This window comes from Shinella sp. 1A1, assembly GCF_055379515.1.
The window spans coordinates 911,592-930,576 of the sequence record NZ_AP039671.1 but is presented as its reverse complement, the minus strand read 5'-3'; the positions used below and the strand labels follow the sequence as shown (position 1 = coordinate 930,576).

Below are 18,985 nucleotides of genomic sequence, written 5' to 3'. Positions count from 1 at the left end.
GCGCCTTGCGCCGACGGCCCGTTCAGCCCGCCCACGCCGCGAATATGGCCAAGCGCAAGGGACAGGACAAACGACGATTTCTGCCGTCAGCCATTAGGAAAATTTGGGCTTCTGCCCTTATTTCCGTTTCATCGCCTCGGCGAGCGCGGCGCCGAAAGCGCCCTGCGCGGGCGCCTGCTGCTTCGGCGCGGCCTGGCTGAACTTCGGCTTCATGCCGGCATTGCGGTCATTCCGGGGCGCATTGTCGCGGGCGGCCGGCGCGCCGCCGTCCTTGCGCATGGTGAGGCCGATGCGCTTGCGTGGCACGTCCACCTCCGTCACCCGCACCTTCACCACGTCACCGGCCTTCACCACCTCATGCGGATCCTTGACGAAGCGGTCGGCGAGCTGGGAGACGTGCACGAGGCCGTCCTGATGCACGCCGATATCGACGAAGGCGCCGAAGGCGGCGACGTTCGTCACCGTGCCCTCCAGCAGCATGCCGACCTTGAGGTCCTTGATGTCGTCGACGCCGTCAGCGAAGGTCGCGGTCCGGAATTCCGGACGCGGGTCGCGGCCGGGCTTTTCGAGTTCGGCGAGAATGTCCCTGACGGTCGGAAGGCCGAAGCGCTCGTCGACGAAGACCTTCGGGTCGAGCGCCTTCAGCGCCGCGCTGTCGCCCATCAGGGCGCGCAGGTCTCGCCCGCAGGCCGCGACGATCTTCTTGGCAACGCCATAGGCTTCCGGGTGCACGGAGGAGGCATCGAGCGGCTCCTTGCCGTTCGGGATGCGCAGGAAGCCGGCGCATTGCTCGAAGGTGCGCGCGCCGAGGCGCGAGACCTTCATCAGCTCCTTGCGGCTCTCGAAGGGGCCGTTCGCATCGCGATGCGCGACGATGGCCTCCGCCGAGGATTTTCCCAGGCCGGAAACGCGGGCGAGCAGCGGCGCGGAGGCGGTGTTGAGATCGACGCCGACGGCGTTCACCGCATCTTCCACCACCGCGTCCAGCGAGCGCGAAAGCTTGCCCTGGTCGACATCGTGCTGGTACTGGCCGACGCCGATCGACTTCGGCTCGATCTTCACGAGTTCGGCCAGCGGATCCTGCAGGCGGCGGGCGATGGAGACCGCACCGCGCAGCGAGACGTCGAGATTCGGGAACTCCGCGGCCGCCGTTTCCGAGGCGGAATAGACCGAAGCGCCGGCCTCCGAGACGATGACCTTGGTGGGCTTGGGCGCGGGAAGCTGGGCGAGCATATCGGCCACCAGCTTTTCCGTCTCGCGGCTGCCCGTGCCGTTGCCGATGGCGATCAGCTCGACCTTGTGCTTGCGGATCAGCGAGGCAAGCTCGGCCTGCGTGCCGCGCACGTCGTTCTTCGGCGGGAAGGGATAGACCGTCGTCGTCTCGACCACCTTACCGGTATTATCGACCACGGCGACCTTGACGCCGGTGCGGATGCCCGGATCGAGACCCATCGTGGCGCGCGTGCCGGCGGGCGCGGCGAGCAGCAGGTCCTTGAGGTTTCGGGCGAAGACGCGGATCGCCTCCTCTTCCGAGCGCTCGCGCATCTCGCGCATCAGGTCGAGCGAGAGTGACATGGAGAGCTTGACGCGCCAGGTCCAGCCGATCACCTCGGCCAGCCACTTGTCGCCCGGCTTCGTGCCGACGGCATAGAACGAGGCGATGATGCGCTCGACGGGCTTGACCGGCTCGGTGCTGTCCTGGTCGACGACGATATCGACCGACAGGAACTCCTCGTTCCAGCCGCGCAGCATGGCGAGCGCGCGGTGGCCCGGAACGGTCGCCCAGCGTTCGGTGTGGTCGAAATAGTCGGAGAACTTGGCGCCGGCCTCCTGCTTGCCCTCCACGACGCGGGAGCGCAGGAAGGCGTTGTCCTTCATGTATTCGCGCAGGCGCTTGAGGAGGTCGGCATTTTCCGTCAACTGCTCGGCGACGATGTCGCGCGCGCCTTCCAGCGCGGCCTTCACGTCCGGCACCTCGGCGGAAAGGAACTTTTCCGCAAGCTCGGCCGGCACCAGCGCGCGGTCGGCAAGGATTTGCTCGGCCAGCGGGCCGAGGCCGCGCTCACGGGCGATCTCCGCCTTGGTGCGGCGCTTGGGCTTGTAGGGCAGGTAGATGTCCTCGAGCTCGGCCTTGGTGGTGACCGTGGCGATCTTGGCGGCCAGCTCGTCCGTCAGCTTGCCCTGCCCCGCGATGGAATCGAGGATCGAGGCGCGGCGGGCCTCCAGCTCGCGCAGATAGGTCAGCCGCTCGGCGAGCGTGCGCAGCTGCGTATCGTCGAGGCCGCCCGTCACCTCCTTGCGGTAGCGCGCGATGAAGGGCACGGTCGCACCCTCGTCCAGCAGCTCCACGGCGGCGGAGACCTGCACGGAGGTCGCCTTGATCTCGGCGGCGATCAGGTTGGCGATCTTGAGCGGTGTCGGGGCCATGTCGAACTCCTCGTGATGGTGCGGGCGGCGACCATAGTGAGCGCATGGCGACAGGCCAACCACCGGGCCTGCCGCGGCGGGCCACGTCCACAATATATCACCGGCCGCGCGGCCTTGCGCCGCCGCATCAGGGTTGAATGGACAAAAAAGGGGGCTTGGCGGTTGTAACCCTTCATAAAGCCTTGCCGACTATCCTGCCTTGCGTAACGGCAACGGGGCCTTCGGCATGCGCGGCGCATTTCTTGCAGCAGTCTCTCTGACGGCCATCGCCGCGGCCGCTCCAGCCCACGCGGCGACGCTCAATCTCCTCATCTGGGAAACCTATATCGACGAGCAGATCCTCGCTGATTTCACGGTCGAGACCGGCATCGAGGTGCGCCAGATCTTCTACGACAGCGGCGATGCCCGCGACGAGATCCTCGCCGATCCGAACAGCAATATCGACGTGGTCGTCACCAACGAGAACGGCGCGAAGCTCTACGGCAACCGCGGCATCATCATGGCGCTCGACCGCAAGAACGTGCCCGCGCTGAAGGACTTCGAGGAAAGCTGGACGAAGCGTTGCGGCGGCTATGGCGTGCCCTATCTCTGGGGCACGATGGGCATCCTCTACCGTTCCGACAAGATCACCGAGGCGCCCTCCTCATGGGCGGACCTGATGAAGCCGGCGGAAAGCCTGCGCGGCCACATCGCCATGTACGACGACCATGCGGAAGCCTTCGTCGCGCCGCTCGTGCTGCTCGGCAAGTCGGTCAATGCCAACGACAACGAAACGTTGAAGGCGGCGTTCGAGCTGATGAAGGTGCAGCTTCCCTATGTGCTGACCTACGACTACGTCATCACCTCGATCCAGAGCGCCGACAAGGGGCCGAACATCTACATGGCGCTCGGCTACAGCGGCGACCAGTACACGCTGAACGGCAAGGTCAACGCGCCCGGCCTCTGGCGCTATGCCGTGCCGAAGGAAGGCACGCTCTCCTGGCTCGACTGCATCACCGTCAGCGAGCGCTCGCGGGACAAGGCGAACGCGCTGCGGCTGGTCGACTATATCAGCAATGCGAAGAACGGCGCGCGCAACGCCCTCAAGCTCAACATGCCCACCGCAAGCACCGCAGCGCTCGCGCTGCTGCCGCAAGACATCCGCTCCAATCCCGAAATCTATGCCGCACCGGAAATCCTGGCCAGAAGCCAGCTTCAGGAGGAACTGACCGTCCAATCGGTCCAGGCCCGCCGCCGCATCATCAGCAGTCTGGCCCAACTCAGTGACGCTCGGTAAACGCGCCCTCGCCCTCATCTTCCCGGTCGTCCTCTCGGGCTACGTGCTCGCGGCCTCCCTCATCTACTATGTCCAGGGCTCCGCGATCCTCGGGCTGGAGCGTGCGCGCCTGTGGCAGCAGATGGGCCTGCTCACCGCGCTCTTCCAGAACGAGGTGACGCAGAACCGCAGCCTCATCTATTCGCTGGTCGCCGGCGATACGGTGCGCCTCTTCGTCAACGAGCCGGATGCGGGCTATCGCAGCACGGCGCTCGGCGTGCGCCTGCAGCAGAGCATCACCTCGCTTTCCGACGACCGCAAGAAGTTCATCTCGGTCGCGATCATCCGCCCGCCGCTGACGGTCGACTATTATTACGAGGACAGCGCCGATCCGTTCGCCGAGATCACGCCGCAGCAGCTCGCCCATGCCCGGCAGGTCATCGCGAGCCCGCGCCTTTCGTCCTGGGCCTATCTCGACACGGCCGGCATCGAGCCGCTGATCGTGCATTCCGAATTCATCGACCCGCTGACCTTCAACCGGCCGGTTGCCAGCGCCAAGGACAGCGCGATCCTCGTGCAGACCGCCGTGCGGCCCAATGCCTTTCTCGAGATGAAGCGCACGCTCGAAAAGGAATATGGCGCGGCGATCGAGATCGGGCAGCACCAGTTCCTGGCGCAGGGTGCGCTCTCGGCCACCGCGACGCTCGGCCCCTCGCTCTTCGCCCGCCTGACGCCCGACGCCGCGTTCCTCGAAAGCCGGCTGGGGACGCTGAAGAGCCTGCTCGCGCTCGGCGCCATCGCGCTCAGTCTCTGCACCATCGGCCTCGTGCTGCTGCTCGTGCGGCGCTACATCACCAATCCCATCGCGCGGCTCGACCGCCAGCTTACAGACGTCATGACCGGCAGCCGCAGCGGCATCCTGGCAATGGACGAAGTGGGCGAGATCGGCCGTCTTTCGGCCAATGTCAAACGGCTGCACGACCATTCCATGCAGTCCTTCGACCTCGTGCAGAACGCTTCCTGGACGGATACGCTGACGGGCATTTCCAACCGCGAATATTTCAACATCCGCTCCACGCAGCTTCTGGAAGAGGCCGAGGAAGCCGGCCTCGGCTGCACGCTGCTCTTCATCGACGTCGACAACTTCAAGTTCGTCAACGACAAGCACGGCCACAAGATCGGCGACGAGCTCCTGAAGACGCTTGCCGACCGCATCTCGGCCATCGTCGCCCGCATCGTCGCGGATCGCGGCCTGCCGGACGGCCTCTTCGCCCGCCTTTCCGGCGACGAATTCGCCATCATGCTGCGCTGTCAGCCGGGCGGCGGCACGATCACCGAAATGGCAAACAACATCCTCTCGCTCTTTGCGGAAGGCTTCGAGGTTCTGGACAAGGCCTATCCGGTGACGGCGAGCATCGGCATCGCCGTCTATCCGGAAGATGCCCGTACCCTGCCGGAGCTGATCGCCAATGCCGATGCGGCCATGTACCAGGCGAAATCGCAGGGCAAGAACGGCTCGGCCCGCTATTCACGCTCGCTGCACGAAAAGCGCACCCGCCAGCGCCGCATCGAGGAGGAGCTGCGCGTCCTCGATCCCGACGAGGAATTCCATCTCGTCTACATGCCCATCGTCGACGGCCACGGCCGCGTGACGGGCTGCGAGGCGCTGCTGCGCTGGACCTCTCCCGCACTCGGCAGCGTGACGCCGGACGAGTTCATCCCGATCGCGGAGACCACCGGCCTCTTCAGCAAGATCGACTGGTGGGTGATCGACCGGGCCATGGCCGACCATGGCCGGATCCGCAAGCTCTTCGGCGCCGAGACGATCCTCTGCATCAACATCTCGTCGGCGGAACTCTACACGAAGTCGATCAGCGACCATTTCTGCGAGTGTGCCGACCGGCACGGCGTCGACACGCGCCTCATCGAGATCGAGCTGACGGAAACTTTCGCGGTGAAGCTGGGCGAGCAGTCGCGCCGCAATATCGAGATCCTGCGCAGCCGCGGCTTCCGCATCTCCATCGACGATTTCGGGGCGGGCTATACCTCGGTGCAGCAGATCATCGAATATCCGGCCGAGACCATCAAGCTCGACCGCGCGCTCGTCGAAAGCCTCACCCGCTCGGCGGCCCTGCCGACGCTGCGGGCGCTCGTCGCGCTCTGCCACGCGCAGGACATGTCGGTGATCGCCGAGGGCATCGATACGACCGAGAAGATGACCCTGCTCGCCGCGGCGGGCTGCGACCTCTACCAGGGCTACCTGATCAGCCGCCCCCTCACCCTGGAAGATCTCGGCATCTGGGCCATGCAGCGGCTCATCGACAAGGCGCGCGAGGGCGCGCAGAAGCCGGAGCGGCGCGCTCGGGCGTGAGGTCTCTTGGAAAATGACGAGGGGGCTGCCCCTCATCCCCCTGCCGGGACCTTCTCCCCGCGGGCGGGGAGAAGGGATATGCCGCATCCTTTTCCCGAATCATTGCCCGTTCGTGGGGCAAGCCCCTCTCCCCGCTCGCGGGGAGAGGTTAGGGCAAATCCGCAATATGCGCTCCGATCAGGACGTCGGGAAATCCAGGCCCATTTCGCGGAAACGGGCCGGGTCGTCGCCCCAGTTCTCGCGCACCTTCACGAACAGGAAGAGGTGCACGGGCTGTTCGAGGATGTCCGACAGCTCCTTGCGCGAGGCCATGGAGATCGCCTTGATCGCCTCGCCGTTCTTGCCGAGCGCGATCTTCTTCTGGCTGTCGCGCTCGACATAGATGACCTGCTCGATGCGCACCGAGCCGTCCTTGCGCTCTTCCCACTTCTCCGTCTCGACATGCGAGGAATAGGGAAGCTCCTGATGCAGGCGCAGGAACAGCTTTTCGCGGGTGATCTCGGCGGCAAGCTGGCGCATGGGCAGGTCGGAGATCTGGTCTTCCGGATAGTACCAGGGGCCTTCCGGCAGCGCGGCGGCGAGATAGTTCATCACGTCCTCGCAGCCCGAGCCGTTGAGGGCCGAGATCATGAAGGTGCGCTCGAACTTGACGACCTCGTTCACCGCCGCCGTCAGCTTCAGCAGGTCCTCCGGCTTCACCCGGTCAACCTTGTTGAGGACGAGGATCTTCGGCTGGCGAACTTCCTTCAGGCCCTCCAAGATGGTCTCGGCATCGCCCTTGAGGCCACGCTCGCTGTCGATCAGGAACATGATGAAATCAGCATCCTTGGCGCCGCCCCAGGCGGTCGTGACCATGGCGCGGTCGAGCCGGCGGCGCGGCTTGAAGATACCGGGCGTGTCCATGAAGACGATCTGGGCGTTGTCGTGGATCGCGATGCCGCGCACGATGGCGCGCGTCGTCTGCACCTTGTGGCTGACGATCGACACCTTCGCGCCAACCAGGCGGTTGACGAGGGTCGACTTGCCGGCATTGGTCGCGCCGATCAGCGCCACGAAGCCCGAGCGGGTCGCGCCCTCACCGGTCGTTCCGGTCTCGGCGGGGGTCTGGTTTTCTTCGGTCATGGTGTCCGTCAATCTTGTGTTTTCAGGCAACTCCCGGCGCAAAGCCCTACGGCTCCTGCCGGAATCGCCTCAGGCGCCGCCCTTGGGCCAGACGCCTTCGCGTTCCAGAATCTTCGTCGCGGCCACCTGCTCGGCGGCCCGTTTCGAGCGGTCAGTGCCCGTTTCCGGCTTCACGCCCCTGATCTCCACCGTCACGGTGAAGCGCGGGTCGTGGTCCGGTCCGGAGCGCTCGTCCACCCGGTAGTTCGGCGTCACGCCGAACCGGGCATGCGCCCATTCCTGCAATTCCGTCTTGGCGTCGCGCCGCGCACCTTCCGCCCGGGCGGCCCTGCCCTCCCAGTTGGCGAGGATGAAGCCGCGCGCCGCCTCCAGACCGCCGTCGAGATAGATCGCGGCGATCAGCGACTCTACCACATCGGCCCTGACGTTCATCATGGCTTTTCCGGTGAGCTTCTTGACGTCCGCGCCGGTGCGGATGAAGCGGTGAAGGGCGAGGTCGTCGGAGACCGCCGCACAGCTCTCGGCGCTGACGAGCTGGTTGAGGCGGACGGAAAGCTCGCCCTCCTTCGCCTCTCGAAAGGTGCGGAACAGCATCTCGGCGACGCAGAGCCCGAGGACCCGGTCGCCGAGGAATTCCAGCCGCTCGTAGTTGCTGCCCTTGCCGGGCCGGGCGCTGGCATGGGTGATCGCCCGGTCGAGACGGTCCTTGTCGGTGAAGACGTAGCCGATCAGCTCTTCGAGGGCTTTCCGGTTCGCGTCGTTCAGCGGTATGGCGCCCTTCATTCAACGACCTTGAAGAGGCGGTCCCAGCGCAGGTTGGTCGGCCACTTCCAGACTTCGCTGAACGACGTGTCGTGCCCCAGCGAGAAGAAGATGAGGCTTGCGCGGCCGATCAGGTTCTCGGCCGGCACGAAGCCGACGTCGAAGCGGCTGTCGGCCGAGTTGTCGCGGTTGTCGCCCATCATGAAATAATGGCCTTCCGGCACGATGAACTCGCGCGTGTTGTCGCCGACGGTGCCCGGACGGGTATCCAGCGTGTCGTAGGAAACGCCGTTGTCCATGGTCTCGCGGAAGACCGGCACGTCCTCGCCGGTGTCGTACTGGTCGTCGGCGCGGAAGAAGCCGTTATGCTCGCGCGGCACGGGCTGGCCGTTGACGTAGAGGACGCTGTCCTTGACCTGCACATGGTCGCCCGGCAGGCCGACGAGGCGCTTGATATAGTCGATGTCGGGGTTCGGCGGGAAGCGGAAGACGACGATGTCGCCGCGCTTCGGCTCGCTGGCGAAGATGCGGCCCGAGAACAGGTTCGGCGAGAACGGCAGCGAATACTTCGAATAGCCGTAGGAGAACTTGTTGACGAAGAGATAGTCGCCGACGAGCAGCGTCGGCATCATCGAGCCCGAAGGAATGGTGAAGGGCTGGAAAAGCACCGTGCGGATCACCACGGCGAGCAGCAGCGCCTGGATGATGACCTTGACGTTTTCCCACAGGCCGCTCTCAGCCTTATCAGTCTTCTCTGCCACGCCGGACTTGTCCTTATTTGCAAACATGGGGCCCTCTATAGAGGAAAGGTTGCCTGTTGGAAATCGTGTCGGTCAAAAAGACACATGGCGAAACACCGGCTAGCCGGACGTTCCGGCCGGCAGCGCCTCGATGATCACGAATGCCTGTGCCAGCGGGAAATCGTCGGTAATGGTGATGTGGATGCGCGCCTCGTGCCCCTCGGGCAGGAGCTGCTTCAGCTTTTCGAGCGCGCCGCCGGTCAGCCGCATGGTCGGCTTGCCGCCCGGCAGGTTGACGACGCCCATGTCCTTCCAGAACACGCCCTGCGCCAACCCCGTGCCGAGCGCCTTGGAACAGGCCTCCTTGGCGGCGAAACGCTTGGCGTAGGAGGCCGCGCGGTTGCGGCGGCCGTCGGACTTCGCCCGCTCGATCTCGGTGAAGCAGCGCTCCGTGAAGCGTTCGCCGAAGCGCTCCAGCGACTTCTCCACCCGGCGGATGTCGATGAGGTCGCTGCCGATGCCGATGATCATAGGGGAGTGTCTCCATGGGAAAGGACGGGCACGCGCTTCACGAGGCGGGCATGGCGTCGCGCCGCCACCGAACGCGCCGCAAGGCGGGTTGCGCCATAGGCGAGGAAAGCCGCGCCGCCGCCGAGGACGAGCGCGCCGACGAGCATCGGCTCAAGCACAGGATGCCAGAGCTCGGAAAATTGCAGATGTTCCATGCGGTGGAAGAGGTCGGCCGCGCTGATCGCCTCGCCCGAACGGATGCCGAGCAGCACCTCGCCGACGCGGAAGGTCGCAAGGGCGATGAGCGGGATGGTCAGCGGATTGGCGATGGTCGTGGCGAGCGCCGCGGCGACGAGATTGCCGGCCGTCAGGTAGGCGAGCGCAAGGGCCAGGATGACATGGAAGCCGAGCAGCGGCGTGAAAGCGGAGAAAGTACCGGCCGCGACCCCCGCCGCAATCGCATGGGGCGAAGCGGAAAGGCGCAGGATGCGCTTGGCGAGGTAGCGCGCGGGACGCGAGAACCCCTTGCGCGGCCAGAAGAATTCGCGCAATCGCTCGGGCCAGGAGGCCTTCTTTCGGCGTCGGAACAACATCGCCCAGACATAGCCGATCCGTTGGTGGCATTTCAATGGCGGCGCCGTCATGGCGCCGGATGCGGCAGCCGCCGTGGCGCAGCGATCTGCGCCACACGGCAAGCCGAAGCCTTAGTAGGACCTGCGGAAGAGGCCGCGGTCGATCTGACGCTGGCGGTATTCCAGGTCGATGCGGTCGATGGCGGCGTTCAGGTAGGCCATCTCGCGCTCGTCGGCATTCGGGATGCGCAGGGCGCGGGTGAAATTCTTGATCTGCTTCAACATTGGTAAACCTCGTTCGGTTACCTCCCGACGCAGAAGATAGGTTTACCCGCCCCTTCGCACCAGCGACACTATCCCAATACAGCCATGCGGAATGCGCATAACGGCTGGTCAAATCTTGGGCAAACCTGCCTCAATCGAGGCAGGTCGCCACATTTTTGCATGGGACCGTCACGCGAAGACACGATTGATCGTCGAAACGCACTGCAGTTCCTTCAACTGGCCGATGAGTTGGTTGAGCTGGCGCAGGTCCCAGACCTCCAGATCGATATGCACCTCGGTGAAGTCGGCCGCCACGCGCGCCATCGACATGGAGCGGATGTTGATGTCGCTGGTGGCGATGGTCTGCGTGACCTCGGCCAGCGTGCCCGGCTCGTTCAGCGCATTGATCATGATGCGCGCCATGAAGCGGGTGTTGTTCGCCTCGTCGAGGTCCCAGCGCACGTCGATCCAGCGCTCCGGCTCGTCGTCGAACTTCTGCAGCGCCGGCGACTGGATCGGGTAGATGGTGATGCCCTTGTCCTTCTCCATGATGCCGACGATGCGGTCGCCCGGCACGGCGCCGCCGGCGGAGAAGTGCACCTCGGCATTGCCGGAAAGGCCGCGGATCGGCAGCGCATCGGGGCCGGCCTCGCCCTCCTCGCGCTCCAGCGCCGCCTTGTTCTTGCCCGGTAGCTTGAAGACCATGCCGGCCGCACTGCGCATGTTGAACCAGCCGTCGTCCGAGCTCGGCTTCACCGTCACGCGCTCGTCCTGGTAATCCGGGAAGACGGCGCGCAGCACGTCGAGCGAGGAAAGCTCGCCGCGCCCGACGGAGGCGATGGCGTCCTCCACCTCCTTCTGGCCGAGGCGATGCAGCACCGGCTTCAGCCCGTCGCGGGAGAACTGCTTTCCGGCGCGCTCGAAGGTGCGCTCCAGAATGCGGTAGCCGAGGCCGGAATATTGCTTGCGCACGGCGGCGCGGGTCGCGCGTCGGATGGCCGCGCGCGCCTTGCCGGTAACGACGATCTCCTCCCAGGCCGGCGGCGGCACCTGGATGCCCGAGCGGATGATCTCGACCTCGTCGCCATTGTTGAGGCGGGTGACGAGCGGCATGATGCGGCCGTTGATCTTGGCGCCGACGCAGGTGTCGCCGATATTGGTGTGCACCGCATAGGCGAAGTCGATGGGCGTCGCGCCGCGCGGCAGCGTGATAAGTTGACCCTTCGGCGTGAAGGTGAAGACCTGGTCCTGGAAGAGCTCCAGCTTGGTGTGCTCCAGGAACTCTTCCGGATTATCGCCCTCGGCCAGCGCCTCGATGGTTCGGCGCAGCATGGCATAGGCGTTGGAGCGCGGCGAGCGCACCTCGTCCGCGCCGGCGGCTTCCTTGTCCTTGTAGAGCGAATGGGCGGCGATACCGTATTCGGCGATCTCGTGCATGCGCTTGGTGCGGATCTGCAGCTCGATGCGCTGGCGCGACGGGCCGACGATGGTCGTATGGATCGACTGGTAGTCGTTCTGCTTCGGCGTCGAGATATAGTCCTTGAAGCGGCCCGGCACGACGCGCCAGCGCGTGTGCACGATGCCGAGCGCCGCATAGCAGGCGGGAATGTCGCCGACGAGGATGCGGAAGGCATAGACGTCGGAGAGCTGCTCGAAGGACAGCGACTTCGACTGCATCTTGCGGAAGACCGAATAGGGCTTCTTCTGCCGGCCCTTGACCAGCGCCTCGTCGAGGCCGTTCGTCACCAGCAGCTCGCGCAGCTCCTCCTCGATCTTGCGGATCAGGCCCTCGTTGCGCCGGGAAAGCTCCTCCAGCTTGCGGCTGACGGTCTCGTAGGCCTCCGGGTTGATGTAGCGGAAGGACAGGTCCTCCAGCTCCTCGCGCATGTCCTGCATGCCCATGCGGCCGGCCAGCGGCGCATAGATGTCCATCGTCTCTTCGGAGATGCGGGCGCGCTTTTCCGGCGACATGTGGTCGAGCGTGCGCATGTTGTGCAGGCGGTCGGCAAGCTTGACGAGGAGCACGCGCACGTCGTCGGAAATGGCGAGCAGCAGCTTGCGCAGGTTCTCGGCCTGCTTGGCCTTCTTGGAAACGAGGTCGAGTTTCTTGATCTTGGTGAGGCCCTCGACCAGCGCGCCGATATCCTCGCCGAACAGTTCGTCGATCTCGGCGCGCGTGGCGCTGGTATCCTCGATCGTATCGTGCAGCAGGGCCACCGCGATGGTGGATTCGTCGAGGCGCATATCCGTCAGGATGGCGGCGACTTCGAGGGGATGCGAGATATAGGGGTCGCCGCTCGCCCGCTTCTGCTGTCCATGCTTCTGCATGGCATAGACATAGGCCTTGTTCAGCAGGGCTTCGTTGGCATCGGGCTTGTATTTCTGAACCCGCTCAACGAGTTCATATTGACGCATCATCCTCGGTCGGCTTTCTCCCCGCTCCCGCAGGGCAAAAAAAAGTGCGCCCCAACTTAAAAGGGGCGCACCGGCATTCGCAACAGCAAAGGTTTCGGTAAGTTACCGAAATCAGTAATCGTCGCTCTTTTCCGGCGGAACGAGGCCTTCGATGCCGGCCAGAAGCTCTTCTTCCGACATGCGGTCGAAGGCGATGGTTTCCGGCTGGTCCTCATCCTCGTCGACGGTGGCGGTCGTCGCATCGTCGGCAATGAGGCTTGCCGGATCGGGCTCGGGCTCGTCCACTTCCACATGCTTCTGCAGCGAGTGGATCAGGTCTTCCTTGAGGTCGTCGGGCGAAAGGGTTTCGTCGGCGATCTCGCGCAGCGCGACGACCGGGTTCTTGTCGTTGTCGCGGTCGATGGTGATGGCGGCGCCCTGCGAGATGAGGCGGGCGCGATGGCTTGCAAGAAGAACCAGCTCGAAGCGGTTGTCTACCTTGTCAATGCAATCTTCAACGGTGACACGGGCCATTGCCTGTCCTTTGTGATCGAGAATTTCAGGAGTTTGCATGCCCGATACAGGGATCGGGCCGGAAATTCAAGTTTTTCCTTCCCGCGCCCCCGGCGGGGCATGTCGTAAGGTTGCCCATATAACTTCTGATTGATGCCTCCCGCTAGGGGAGGCGGAAGGGCGAAATATCGGACAAATGGGGTAAAGCGCGGGAACTATTCCCCAATTCGGAAGTCATTGAATTTACTGAAACGATGCCGGAAACAAAATTGAACGGCGCAACCTAGATTTGCTTGGAAACCGGCGACGGCTGCCCTAAATGAATATTATATGAAAAATAGGTAATTCAACCGGAATGTGCACCAGGCAAGCAGAAACCGGCTGAAACCCAACCTTTTTCCTCAACTTCTATTTAAAGGATTGCGCGACATGTTCGACCCCCGCGAGAAAATCGCCCTCTTCATCGACGGTGCAAATCTCTATGCGGCGTCCAGGACACTCGGCTTCGACATAGACTACAGGAAGCTTCTGAAGGCCTTCCAGAAGCGCGGCTACCTGCTGCGCGCCTATTACTATACCGCCCTCATCGAGGACCAGGAATATTCCTCCATCCGCCCGCTGATCGACTGGCTCGACTATAATGGCTACAAGGTCGTCACCAAGCCGGCCAAGGAATTCACCGACTCGCTCGGCCGCCGCAAGATCAAGGGCAACATGGATATCGAGCTGGCCATCGACGCGATGGAACAGTCCGAGACGGTCGACCACCTCGTCATCTTCTCCGGCGACGGCGACTTCACCACGCTCGTCGAGGCGCTGCAGCGCAGAGGCCGCAAGGTCTCCGTCGTCTCCACCATGCAGACCCAGCCGCCGATGATCGCCGACGACCTGCGCCGCCAGGCCGACTATTTCATCGACCTCGGCACGCTGAAGGCCGAGATCGGCCGCGACCCGTCCGAGCGCCCGCAGCGCACGGCCGAGCCGGTGGAAACCGCCGCGGACTGAGGCGGCAGGCTCCGCCTCTTCAAGCCGTCAGCGGAGGGGATGCACGAGAATGGCTGTCTTGCAGACGACGCGGCTGACGCTCCGCCCCTGCCGCCCGGATGACCGCGACGATTTCATCGCCCTCGAACGCGACCCCGAGGTCATGCGCTTCCTCAATGGCGGCCACGCCGTCGATCGGGCGCGGGCAGATCCGAGCGCGACATTCCTCATGCCGGAGGGAACGGAACCTCATGTCTGGACGGCGCGGCGCACGACCAGCGGCGCCTTCGTGGGATGGTTCTGCCTCTGGCCGGAGGGCGAGGCCCTTGCCGAACTCGGATATCGCCTGCGCCGGGAGGACTGGGGACAGGGACTGGCCTCGGAAGGCGCCCTCGCCCTCGTCGGCTGGGGTTTCGAAGACGGCGGCTATGACAGGATCGTGGCGACCACGATGGCGGTGAACCGTGGATCGCGCCGCGTGATGGAAAAGGTGGGCATGAGATACACGCGCACCGACCATATCGACTATCCCGACCCGATTGCCGGCAGCGAGCACGGCGATGTCTGGTACGAGATGACACGCGGCGAATGGCGCGGCCGCTAGCCGGATAAAGCGGGCCATCGCACGCGGCCCTCCCTTTTCATACTCTTCCGTAAACCCGGAAATCCGCCATATTCAATGTTCGTTAAACATTGATTCAAATGCCCCTGCCCCTCGTTAACGTTCCGCAAGACTCTGCTGATATTGCGAAATCCTACAGTCACTTCGCATCAGGATTTCCGGAAAATGGTGGACGCAGTATCGCTTTCGGGCAACAGCTACCGGGCCGCATCGAGCGCGCTCGCATCGCGCATCGCCGAAAGCCGCCCCGCAGCGGAAGCCTTGGCCGCACTGAGCGGCCCGCAGCCGGTGACGACGGTTCCCGCTCCCTCCGATGCGGCGGAAGAGATCGGCGATCTCGCCTTCCTCTATGCGCCGAACGGCCAGCCGGGGCTTGCGACCCAGCCCGTCAGCACCGTCTCCGCCACGCAGTCGACGCCTGACACGCGCGTTGCCGCGGAACGCAACCCGAGCGCACGGCTCGCCATCGAAAGCACGGATCTCGACGCCCTGATGTCGTCGTTCCTGACCGCGCGCGCGCCGAGCGCCAATCCTGCGCCCTCGCCGGACGTGCCGGCGCCCGCGAGCAACGAGCAGCTTGCGCTCGCCGCCCGCCAGTCGGTGATCAACCAGCTCTACAACCAGTTCTGAGGAAGACCGAAGGCCGGATCAGCCGCGTTCGCGCAGCAGGCGGCCCTTCTGGCGATTCCAGTCGCGTTCCTTCTCCGTCTCGCGCTTGTCGTGCAGCTTCTTGCCCTTGGCGAGCGCGAGTTCGAGCTTGGCCCGGCCGCTGTCGTTGAAATAGATCTTCAGCGGCACGAGGGTCATGCCCTCGCGGTTGATCGCCACGCGCAGGCGATGGATCTCGCGACGCGACAGGAGGAGTTTGCGCCGCCGGCGCGTCTCGTGGTTGAAGCGGTTCGCCTGCAGGTATTCCGGCAGGTAGGAATTGATCAGCCAGATTTCGCCGCCCTCGTCGGAGGCGTAGGATTCGGCGATATTCGCCTTGCCTTCGCGCAGCGACTTGACCTCCGTGCCGGTCAGCACGAGACCAGCCTCGTAGGTATCGACGATCTCGTAGTTGTAGCGGGCCTTGCGGTTCTCCGCGACAATCTTCTTGATCGTTGTCGGACGCGCTTTCGTCGCCATATCAGTTCAGCAGCCCGGCGTGGCGCAGCGCCGCGTCGATGGCCGCCTCCGTGGCCGGCTCCAGCGAGGAGACGAGCGGGGAGCGGACGGTGCGGTTCATCCCGCGCACGCGCGAGAGGCCGTATTTCGCACCGCAGACGCCCGGCTCCATGAAGATCGCCTTGTGCAGCGGCATCAGCCGGTCCTGGTATTCCAGCGCCTTGGCATAGTCGCCGGCAAGCGTCGCCTTCTGGAACTCGGCACAAAGCCGCGGGGCGACATTGGCCGTGACCGAGATGCAGCCGACGCCGCCATGGGCGTTGAAGCCGAGCGCGGTCGCATCCTCGCCCGAAAGCTGGACGAACTCCTTGCCGCAAGCGATGCGCTGCTCGGAAACGCGCTCGATCTTGCCCGTCGCATCCTTGACGCCCATGATCGAGGGGTGCGCCTTGTGCAGCGCGCCCATCGTTTCCGGCGTCATGTCGATCACCGAACGGCCCGGAATGTTGTAGATGACGATCGGCACCTTCACGGCCTCGGCGACGGCCGCGAAATGCGCGAAGAGGCCTTTCTGCGTCGGCTTGTTATAATAGGGCGTGACGACGAGGATCGCGTCCGCGCCCGCCTTTTCGGCGTGCTGGGCGAGATCGATCGCTTCCTTGGTGTTGTTGGAGCCGGCGCCGGCGATCACGGGCACGCGGCCGGCGGCAACCTTGATGCAGAGTTCCACCACCCGTTTGTGCTCGTCATGCGACAGCGTCGGCGATTCGCCGGTGGTGCCGACCGGCACCAGGCCGTGGCTGCCTTCGCCGATCTGCCATTCCACATGCGCGGCAAAGGCGTCTTCATCGACGGCGCCGGCAGCCGTGAACGGGGTGACGAGAGCGGGAATGGATCCCTTGAACATCGAGAACTCCTGAGGCCAGAGCCGCCGCAAGGGCATACATGCTTTGGCCGTATTCCGTGGTTAAAAACGGTCGCACAATAATCATGTGACAGGGATGCGGCAAGCGCGTGACGGGCGTTTTCATGTACGATCAAGGCGGAAATCCGCATGCCCGCACGAATAGTTACGCTGCTTCATCCGTCGCCTGAGAACCGGCAGCCTTCACGGATTGGTGAGAGGCGCGGTTAAGGTTTCGTTAAGGCAACGAAGGGTTAATGTTTGTCGGAGAACAGGCGGAAAGCGAGGGTCCATGCGCCGCCTGCCAGGCATCCGGGACGTAGCATGATCTCGAGAAACGGTTTTGCCCTTTGCACCTTGCTGCTTGCCGGAGCGGCTACCCTTGCGCTCCACTCCTCGCCTGTCGAGGCGGACAGTTCCGCCGTGTCGGAGATCAAGCCGCTCGGCTTCGCCGCCCAGATGCCCTCCCCCGAGGTGATCACCAATGCCATTCCGCGCGCCGAGGCCCTGCAGCCGGTCAATCCGGATCTCAGCGCCGGGCTCGACGCGCTTTCCAACCGCGATCCCGCCGCCGCCATCGCCGCGCGCGACCGCCTTCCTTCCGGCAGCCTCGACCGGCATATCCTCACCTGGGCCATTGTCGTTTCCGGCCAGCGGGGCGTTCCCTCCGTTGAAATCGCCAGCGCCCAGCGCGAGCTCAAGGGCTGGCCGGGCCTGAAGGCGCTGCGCGGCCATTCCGAGCGGGCGCTCGCCCGCGAGAACCCGCCGGTCGCCGACGTGCTGGCCGCCTTCGGTACCACCCGCCCGGAAACGCCGGAAGGCGCCATCGTGCTGTCCCGCGCGCTCGTCGCCTCCGGCGAGACGGCCCGGGCGACCGAAATCCTGCGCGCCTTCTGGCAGAAGGAGGCGCTCACCAAGGACCTCGAAAGCCAGATCCTCGGCGAATTCGGCACGCTTCTTACCGTCGCGGACCACAAGGCCCGCATGGAGATGCTGCTTTACCGCGACCGCGCCGACCAGGCGCAACGTTTCGGCGATCTCGGCAAGGCGCAATCCTTCTACCGCGCCTGGGCGGCCGTCATCCGCAAGAGCCGGAATGCCGGCGACCTCATCAAGGCGGTGGATGCGAGCTGGCAGAAGGACCCGGCCTATACCTATCTGCGCATCCGCTACCTGCGGAACCGGGAAGATTACCGCGCGGCCGCGAAACTCTTTTCCGCCATGCCGGAGGAACCCGCACGGCTCGTCAATCCGGGCGCGTGGTGGAACGAGCAGCGCATCGTCAGCCGCGGGCTTGCCGATCTCGGCGACTATCGCGATGCCTATCGCGTCGCCGCCCGGCACGGCGCGGACGATCCGGCCGATATCGTGGAGGCGGAATTCCATGCCGGCTGGTATGCGCTGCGCGATCTCGGCGAGACAAAGATCGCGGCAAAGCACTTCCAGCGCATCCTGCAGGTCTCCGACAGGCCGATCTCCGTCTCCCGCGCCTGGTACTGGCTCGGGCGCGCGGCGGAAAAGGGCGGGCCGGGCGATGCGAAGGACTATTTCGCCAAGGCCGCGAACTTTCCCGGCACCTTCTACGGCCAGCTTGCCGCCGCGCGGCTCGGCCGCACGACGCTGAATGTCGCCTATCCGACGCCGACGGCGGAGGAGCGCACAAGCTTCCGCCAGCGCGAGGCCGTGCAGGCCATCGCCCGCCTTCAGGCCGCCGGCCATGGCTGGCGGGCCGACAGCCTCTACCGGGCGCTCGCGGGCGAGATGATGAGCCCCGGGGAGCTCGCCCTCCTCGCCGCCGACGCCGAGAAGGACGGCAACCACCAGCTTTCCCTGCAGATCGGCAAGATCGCCTTTGGCCGCGGCATCGATGTGGCGGCGCTCGCCTTCCCCATCGGCGTCATTCCCGACGGCGCCAATATAGCCGGCTCCGGCAAGGCGCTCGCCTATGCCATCGCGCGGCAGGAAAGCGCCTTCAACCCGGCCGCCGTCTCCGCCGCCAATGCGCAAGGGCTGCTGCAGCTCATGCCCGGCACGGCGGAAGGCGTCGCCAAGCGCTACGGCCTTGCCTATTCCAAGGAGCGGCTGACGACGGACCCCGCCTATAATGCGACGCTCGGCGCGCATTATCTCGGCGAGCAGATCGACAAGTTCGGCGGCTCCTACGTCCTCACCTTCATCGCCTACAATGCCGGCCCGCGCCGCGTGCCGCAGTGGATCGCCCGCTATGGCGACCCGCGCGGCAAGCCGATCGACGATGTCGTCGACTGGATCGAGCGCATCCCCTTCTCCGAAACCCGCGGCTACGTGCAGCGCGTCATGGAGAATTACCAGGTCTACAAAACCCGCCTCGGCCAGAAGGCCGATATCGTGCATGATTTAAGCGTGGGGCGCTGAGGCGGCCGCGCCTTGCGATGGCGCACGCCAAAAATTCTGCCTCG

At 64.9% G+C, this 18,985-nt stretch carries 17 protein-coding genes; 6 read left to right on the top strand and 11 right to left on the bottom strand.

The window, feature by feature from the left end; translation table 11 throughout:
- Window positions 1-117 precede the first annotated feature (117 nt).
- Entirely contained in the window at window positions 118-2,427 is a 2,310-nt protein-coding gene (locus tag ACZ48C_RS04560) for a Tex family protein (RefSeq protein ID WP_464782329.1), read from the bottom strand.
- A gap of 226 nt (window positions 2,428-2,653) precedes the next feature.
- Between ACZ48C_RS04560 and ACZ48C_RS04555 the strand changes: the two genes are divergently transcribed.
- Together ACZ48C_RS04555 and ACZ48C_RS04550 are read left to right on the top strand one after the other, a co-directional pair.
- Entirely contained in the window at window positions 2,654-3,703 is a 1,050-nt protein-coding gene (locus tag ACZ48C_RS04555) for a polyamine ABC transporter substrate-binding protein (RefSeq protein ID WP_119258836.1), read from the top strand.
- Window positions 3,690-6,053 (top strand): putative bifunctional diguanylate cyclase/phosphodiesterase, encoded by a 2,364-nt coding sequence (locus tag ACZ48C_RS04550; RefSeq protein WP_464782328.1) that lies wholly within the window; start codon window positions 3,690-3,692, stop codon window positions 6,051-6,053. Before ACZ48C_RS04555 ends, ACZ48C_RS04550 begins: the two co-directional genes overlap by 14 nt.
- 177 nt (window positions 6,054-6,230) lie before the next feature.
- On the opposite strand, the gene era is transcribed toward ACZ48C_RS04550, so the two are convergent.
- From era to rpoZ, 8 genes are all read right to left on the bottom strand, one after another.
- On the bottom strand, window positions 6,231-7,175 hold the full coding sequence (era, locus tag ACZ48C_RS04545) for a GTPase Era (protein WP_464782327.1): 945 nt from the start codon (window positions 7,173-7,175) through the stop codon (window positions 6,231-6,233).
- Between the two features lie 69 nt (window positions 7,176-7,244).
- A complete protein-coding gene (rnc, locus tag ACZ48C_RS04540; protein ID WP_119258838.1) occupies window positions 7,245-7,958 on the bottom strand; it encodes a ribonuclease III in 714 nt (237 codons plus the stop codon).
- Window positions 7,955-8,725: a signal peptidase I gene (gene lepB, locus ACZ48C_RS04535; protein WP_413251117.1), complete on the bottom strand. Its 771-nt coding sequence runs from the start codon at window positions 8,723-8,725 to the stop codon at window positions 7,955-7,957. Before lepB ends, rnc begins: the two co-directional genes overlap by 4 nt.
- A 72-nt stretch (window positions 8,726-8,797) precedes the next feature.
- Entirely contained in the window at window positions 8,798-9,208 is a 411-nt protein-coding gene (acpS, locus tag ACZ48C_RS04530) for a holo-ACP synthase (protein ID WP_119258839.1), read from the bottom strand.
- Window positions 9,205-9,780, bottom strand: a complete 576-nt coding sequence (locus ACZ48C_RS04525) for a DUF2062 domain-containing protein (RefSeq protein ID WP_424546745.1) — start codon at window positions 9,778-9,780, stop codon at window positions 9,205-9,207. Before ACZ48C_RS04525 ends, acpS begins: the two co-directional genes overlap by 4 nt.
- Before the next feature lie 111 nt (window positions 9,781-9,891).
- Entirely contained in the window at window positions 9,892-10,044 is a 153-nt protein-coding gene (locus ACZ48C_RS04520; protein ID WP_119258841.1) for a DUF3563 family protein, read from the bottom strand.
- Between the two features lie 168 nt (window positions 10,045-10,212).
- Window positions 10,213-12,441 carry a RelA/SpoT family protein gene (locus ACZ48C_RS04515; protein WP_119258842.1) on the bottom strand — a complete coding sequence of 743 codons (2,229 nt, stop codon included), beginning with the start codon at window positions 12,439-12,441 and terminating at the stop codon, window positions 10,213-10,215.
- Between the two features lie 108 nt (window positions 12,442-12,549).
- On the bottom strand, window positions 12,550-12,951 hold the full coding sequence (gene rpoZ / locus ACZ48C_RS04510) for a DNA-directed RNA polymerase subunit omega (RefSeq protein ID WP_119258843.1): 402 nt from the start codon (window positions 12,949-12,951) through the stop codon (window positions 12,550-12,552).
- 408 nt (window positions 12,952-13,359) lie between these two features.
- On the opposite strand from rpoZ, the gene ACZ48C_RS04505 reads away from it, so the two are divergent.
- From ACZ48C_RS04505 to ACZ48C_RS04495, 3 genes are all read left to right on the top strand, one after another.
- A complete protein-coding gene (locus tag ACZ48C_RS04505) occupies window positions 13,360-13,935 on the top strand; it encodes a LabA-like NYN domain-containing protein (protein WP_119258924.1) in 576 nt (191 codons plus the stop codon).
- 49 nt (window positions 13,936-13,984) lie between these two features.
- Window positions 13,985-14,518: a GNAT family N-acetyltransferase gene (locus ACZ48C_RS04500; RefSeq protein WP_464782326.1), complete on the top strand. Its 534-nt coding sequence runs from the start codon at window positions 13,985-13,987 to the stop codon at window positions 14,516-14,518.
- A 183-nt stretch (window positions 14,519-14,701) separates the two neighbouring features.
- Window positions 14,702-15,166, top strand: a complete 465-nt coding sequence (locus ACZ48C_RS04495) for a hypothetical protein (RefSeq protein WP_464782325.1) — start codon at window positions 14,702-14,704, stop codon at window positions 15,164-15,166.
- A gap of 18 nt (window positions 15,167-15,184) precedes the next feature.
- Here the strand turns inward: ACZ48C_RS04495 and smpB are convergent, their stop codons facing one another.
- Window positions 15,185-15,664, bottom strand: a complete 480-nt coding sequence (smpB, locus tag ACZ48C_RS04490) for an SsrA-binding protein SmpB (protein ID WP_119258846.1) — start codon at window positions 15,662-15,664, stop codon at window positions 15,185-15,187.
- Between the two features lies 1 nt (window position 15,665).
- Window positions 15,666-16,550: a 4-hydroxy-tetrahydrodipicolinate synthase gene (gene dapA / locus ACZ48C_RS04485; RefSeq protein WP_464782324.1), complete on the bottom strand. Its 885-nt coding sequence runs from the start codon at window positions 16,548-16,550 to the stop codon at window positions 15,666-15,668.
- 321 nt (window positions 16,551-16,871) lie between these two features.
- On the opposite strand from dapA, the gene ACZ48C_RS04480 reads away from it, so the two are divergent.
- The gene (locus ACZ48C_RS04480) at window positions 16,872-18,941 is read left to right on the top strand and encodes a lytic transglycosylase domain-containing protein (RefSeq protein ID WP_464782323.1); all 2,070 of its coding nucleotides are present in this window, start codon (window positions 16,872-16,874) and stop codon (window positions 18,939-18,941) included.
- Window positions 18,942-18,985 lie beyond the last annotated feature (44 nt).

Bases quoted from the DNA above. Each gene is read 5' to 3' on its own strand.
- ACZ48C_RS04560 (WP_464782329.1), bottom strand. From the start codon at position 2,427: ATGGCCCCGACACCGCTCAAGATCGCCAACCTGATCGCCGCCGAGATC.
- ACZ48C_RS04555 (WP_119258836.1), top strand. From the start codon at position 2,654: ATGCGCGGCGCATTTCTTGCAGCAGTCTCTCTGACGGCCATCGCCGCG.
- era (WP_464782327.1), bottom strand. From the start codon at position 7,175: ATGACCGAAGAAAACCAGACCCCCGCCGAGACCGGAACGACCGGTGAG.
- rnc (WP_119258838.1), bottom strand. From the start codon at position 7,958: ATGAAGGGCGCCATACCGCTGAACGACGCGAACCGGAAAGCCCTCGAA.
- lepB (WP_413251117.1), bottom strand. From the start codon at position 8,725: ATGTTTGCAAATAAGGACAAGTCCGGCGTGGCAGAGAAGACTGATAAG.
- acpS (WP_119258839.1), bottom strand. From the start codon at position 9,208: ATGATCATCGGCATCGGCAGCGACCTCATCGACATCCGCCGGGTGGAG.
- ACZ48C_RS04525 (WP_424546745.1), bottom strand. From the start codon at position 9,780: ATGTTGTTCCGACGCCGAAAGAAGGCCTCCTGGCCCGAGCGATTGCGC.
- ACZ48C_RS04520 (WP_119258841.1), bottom strand. From the start codon at position 10,044: ATGTTGAAGCAGATCAAGAATTTCACCCGCGCCCTGCGCATCCCGAAT.
- ACZ48C_RS04515 (WP_119258842.1), bottom strand. From the start codon at position 12,441: ATGATGCGTCAATATGAACTCGTTGAGCGGGTTCAGAAATACAAGCCC.
- rpoZ (WP_119258843.1), bottom strand. From the start codon at position 12,951: ATGGCCCGTGTCACCGTTGAAGATTGCATTGACAAGGTAGACAACCGC.
- ACZ48C_RS04505 (WP_119258924.1), top strand. From the start codon at position 13,360: ATGTTCGACCCCCGCGAGAAAATCGCCCTCTTCATCGACGGTGCAAAT.
- ACZ48C_RS04500 (WP_464782326.1), top strand. From the start codon at position 13,985: ATGGCTGTCTTGCAGACGACGCGGCTGACGCTCCGCCCCTGCCGCCCG.
- ACZ48C_RS04495 (WP_464782325.1), top strand. From the start codon at position 14,702: ATGGTGGACGCAGTATCGCTTTCGGGCAACAGCTACCGGGCCGCATCG.
- smpB (WP_119258846.1), bottom strand. From the start codon at position 15,664: ATGGCGACGAAAGCGCGTCCGACAACGATCAAGAAGATTGTCGCGGAG.
- dapA (WP_464782324.1), bottom strand. From the start codon at position 16,550: ATGTTCAAGGGATCCATTCCCGCTCTCGTCACCCCGTTCACGGCTGCC.
- ACZ48C_RS04480 (WP_464782323.1), top strand. From the start codon at position 16,872: ATGATCTCGAGAAACGGTTTTGCCCTTTGCACCTTGCTGCTTGCCGGA.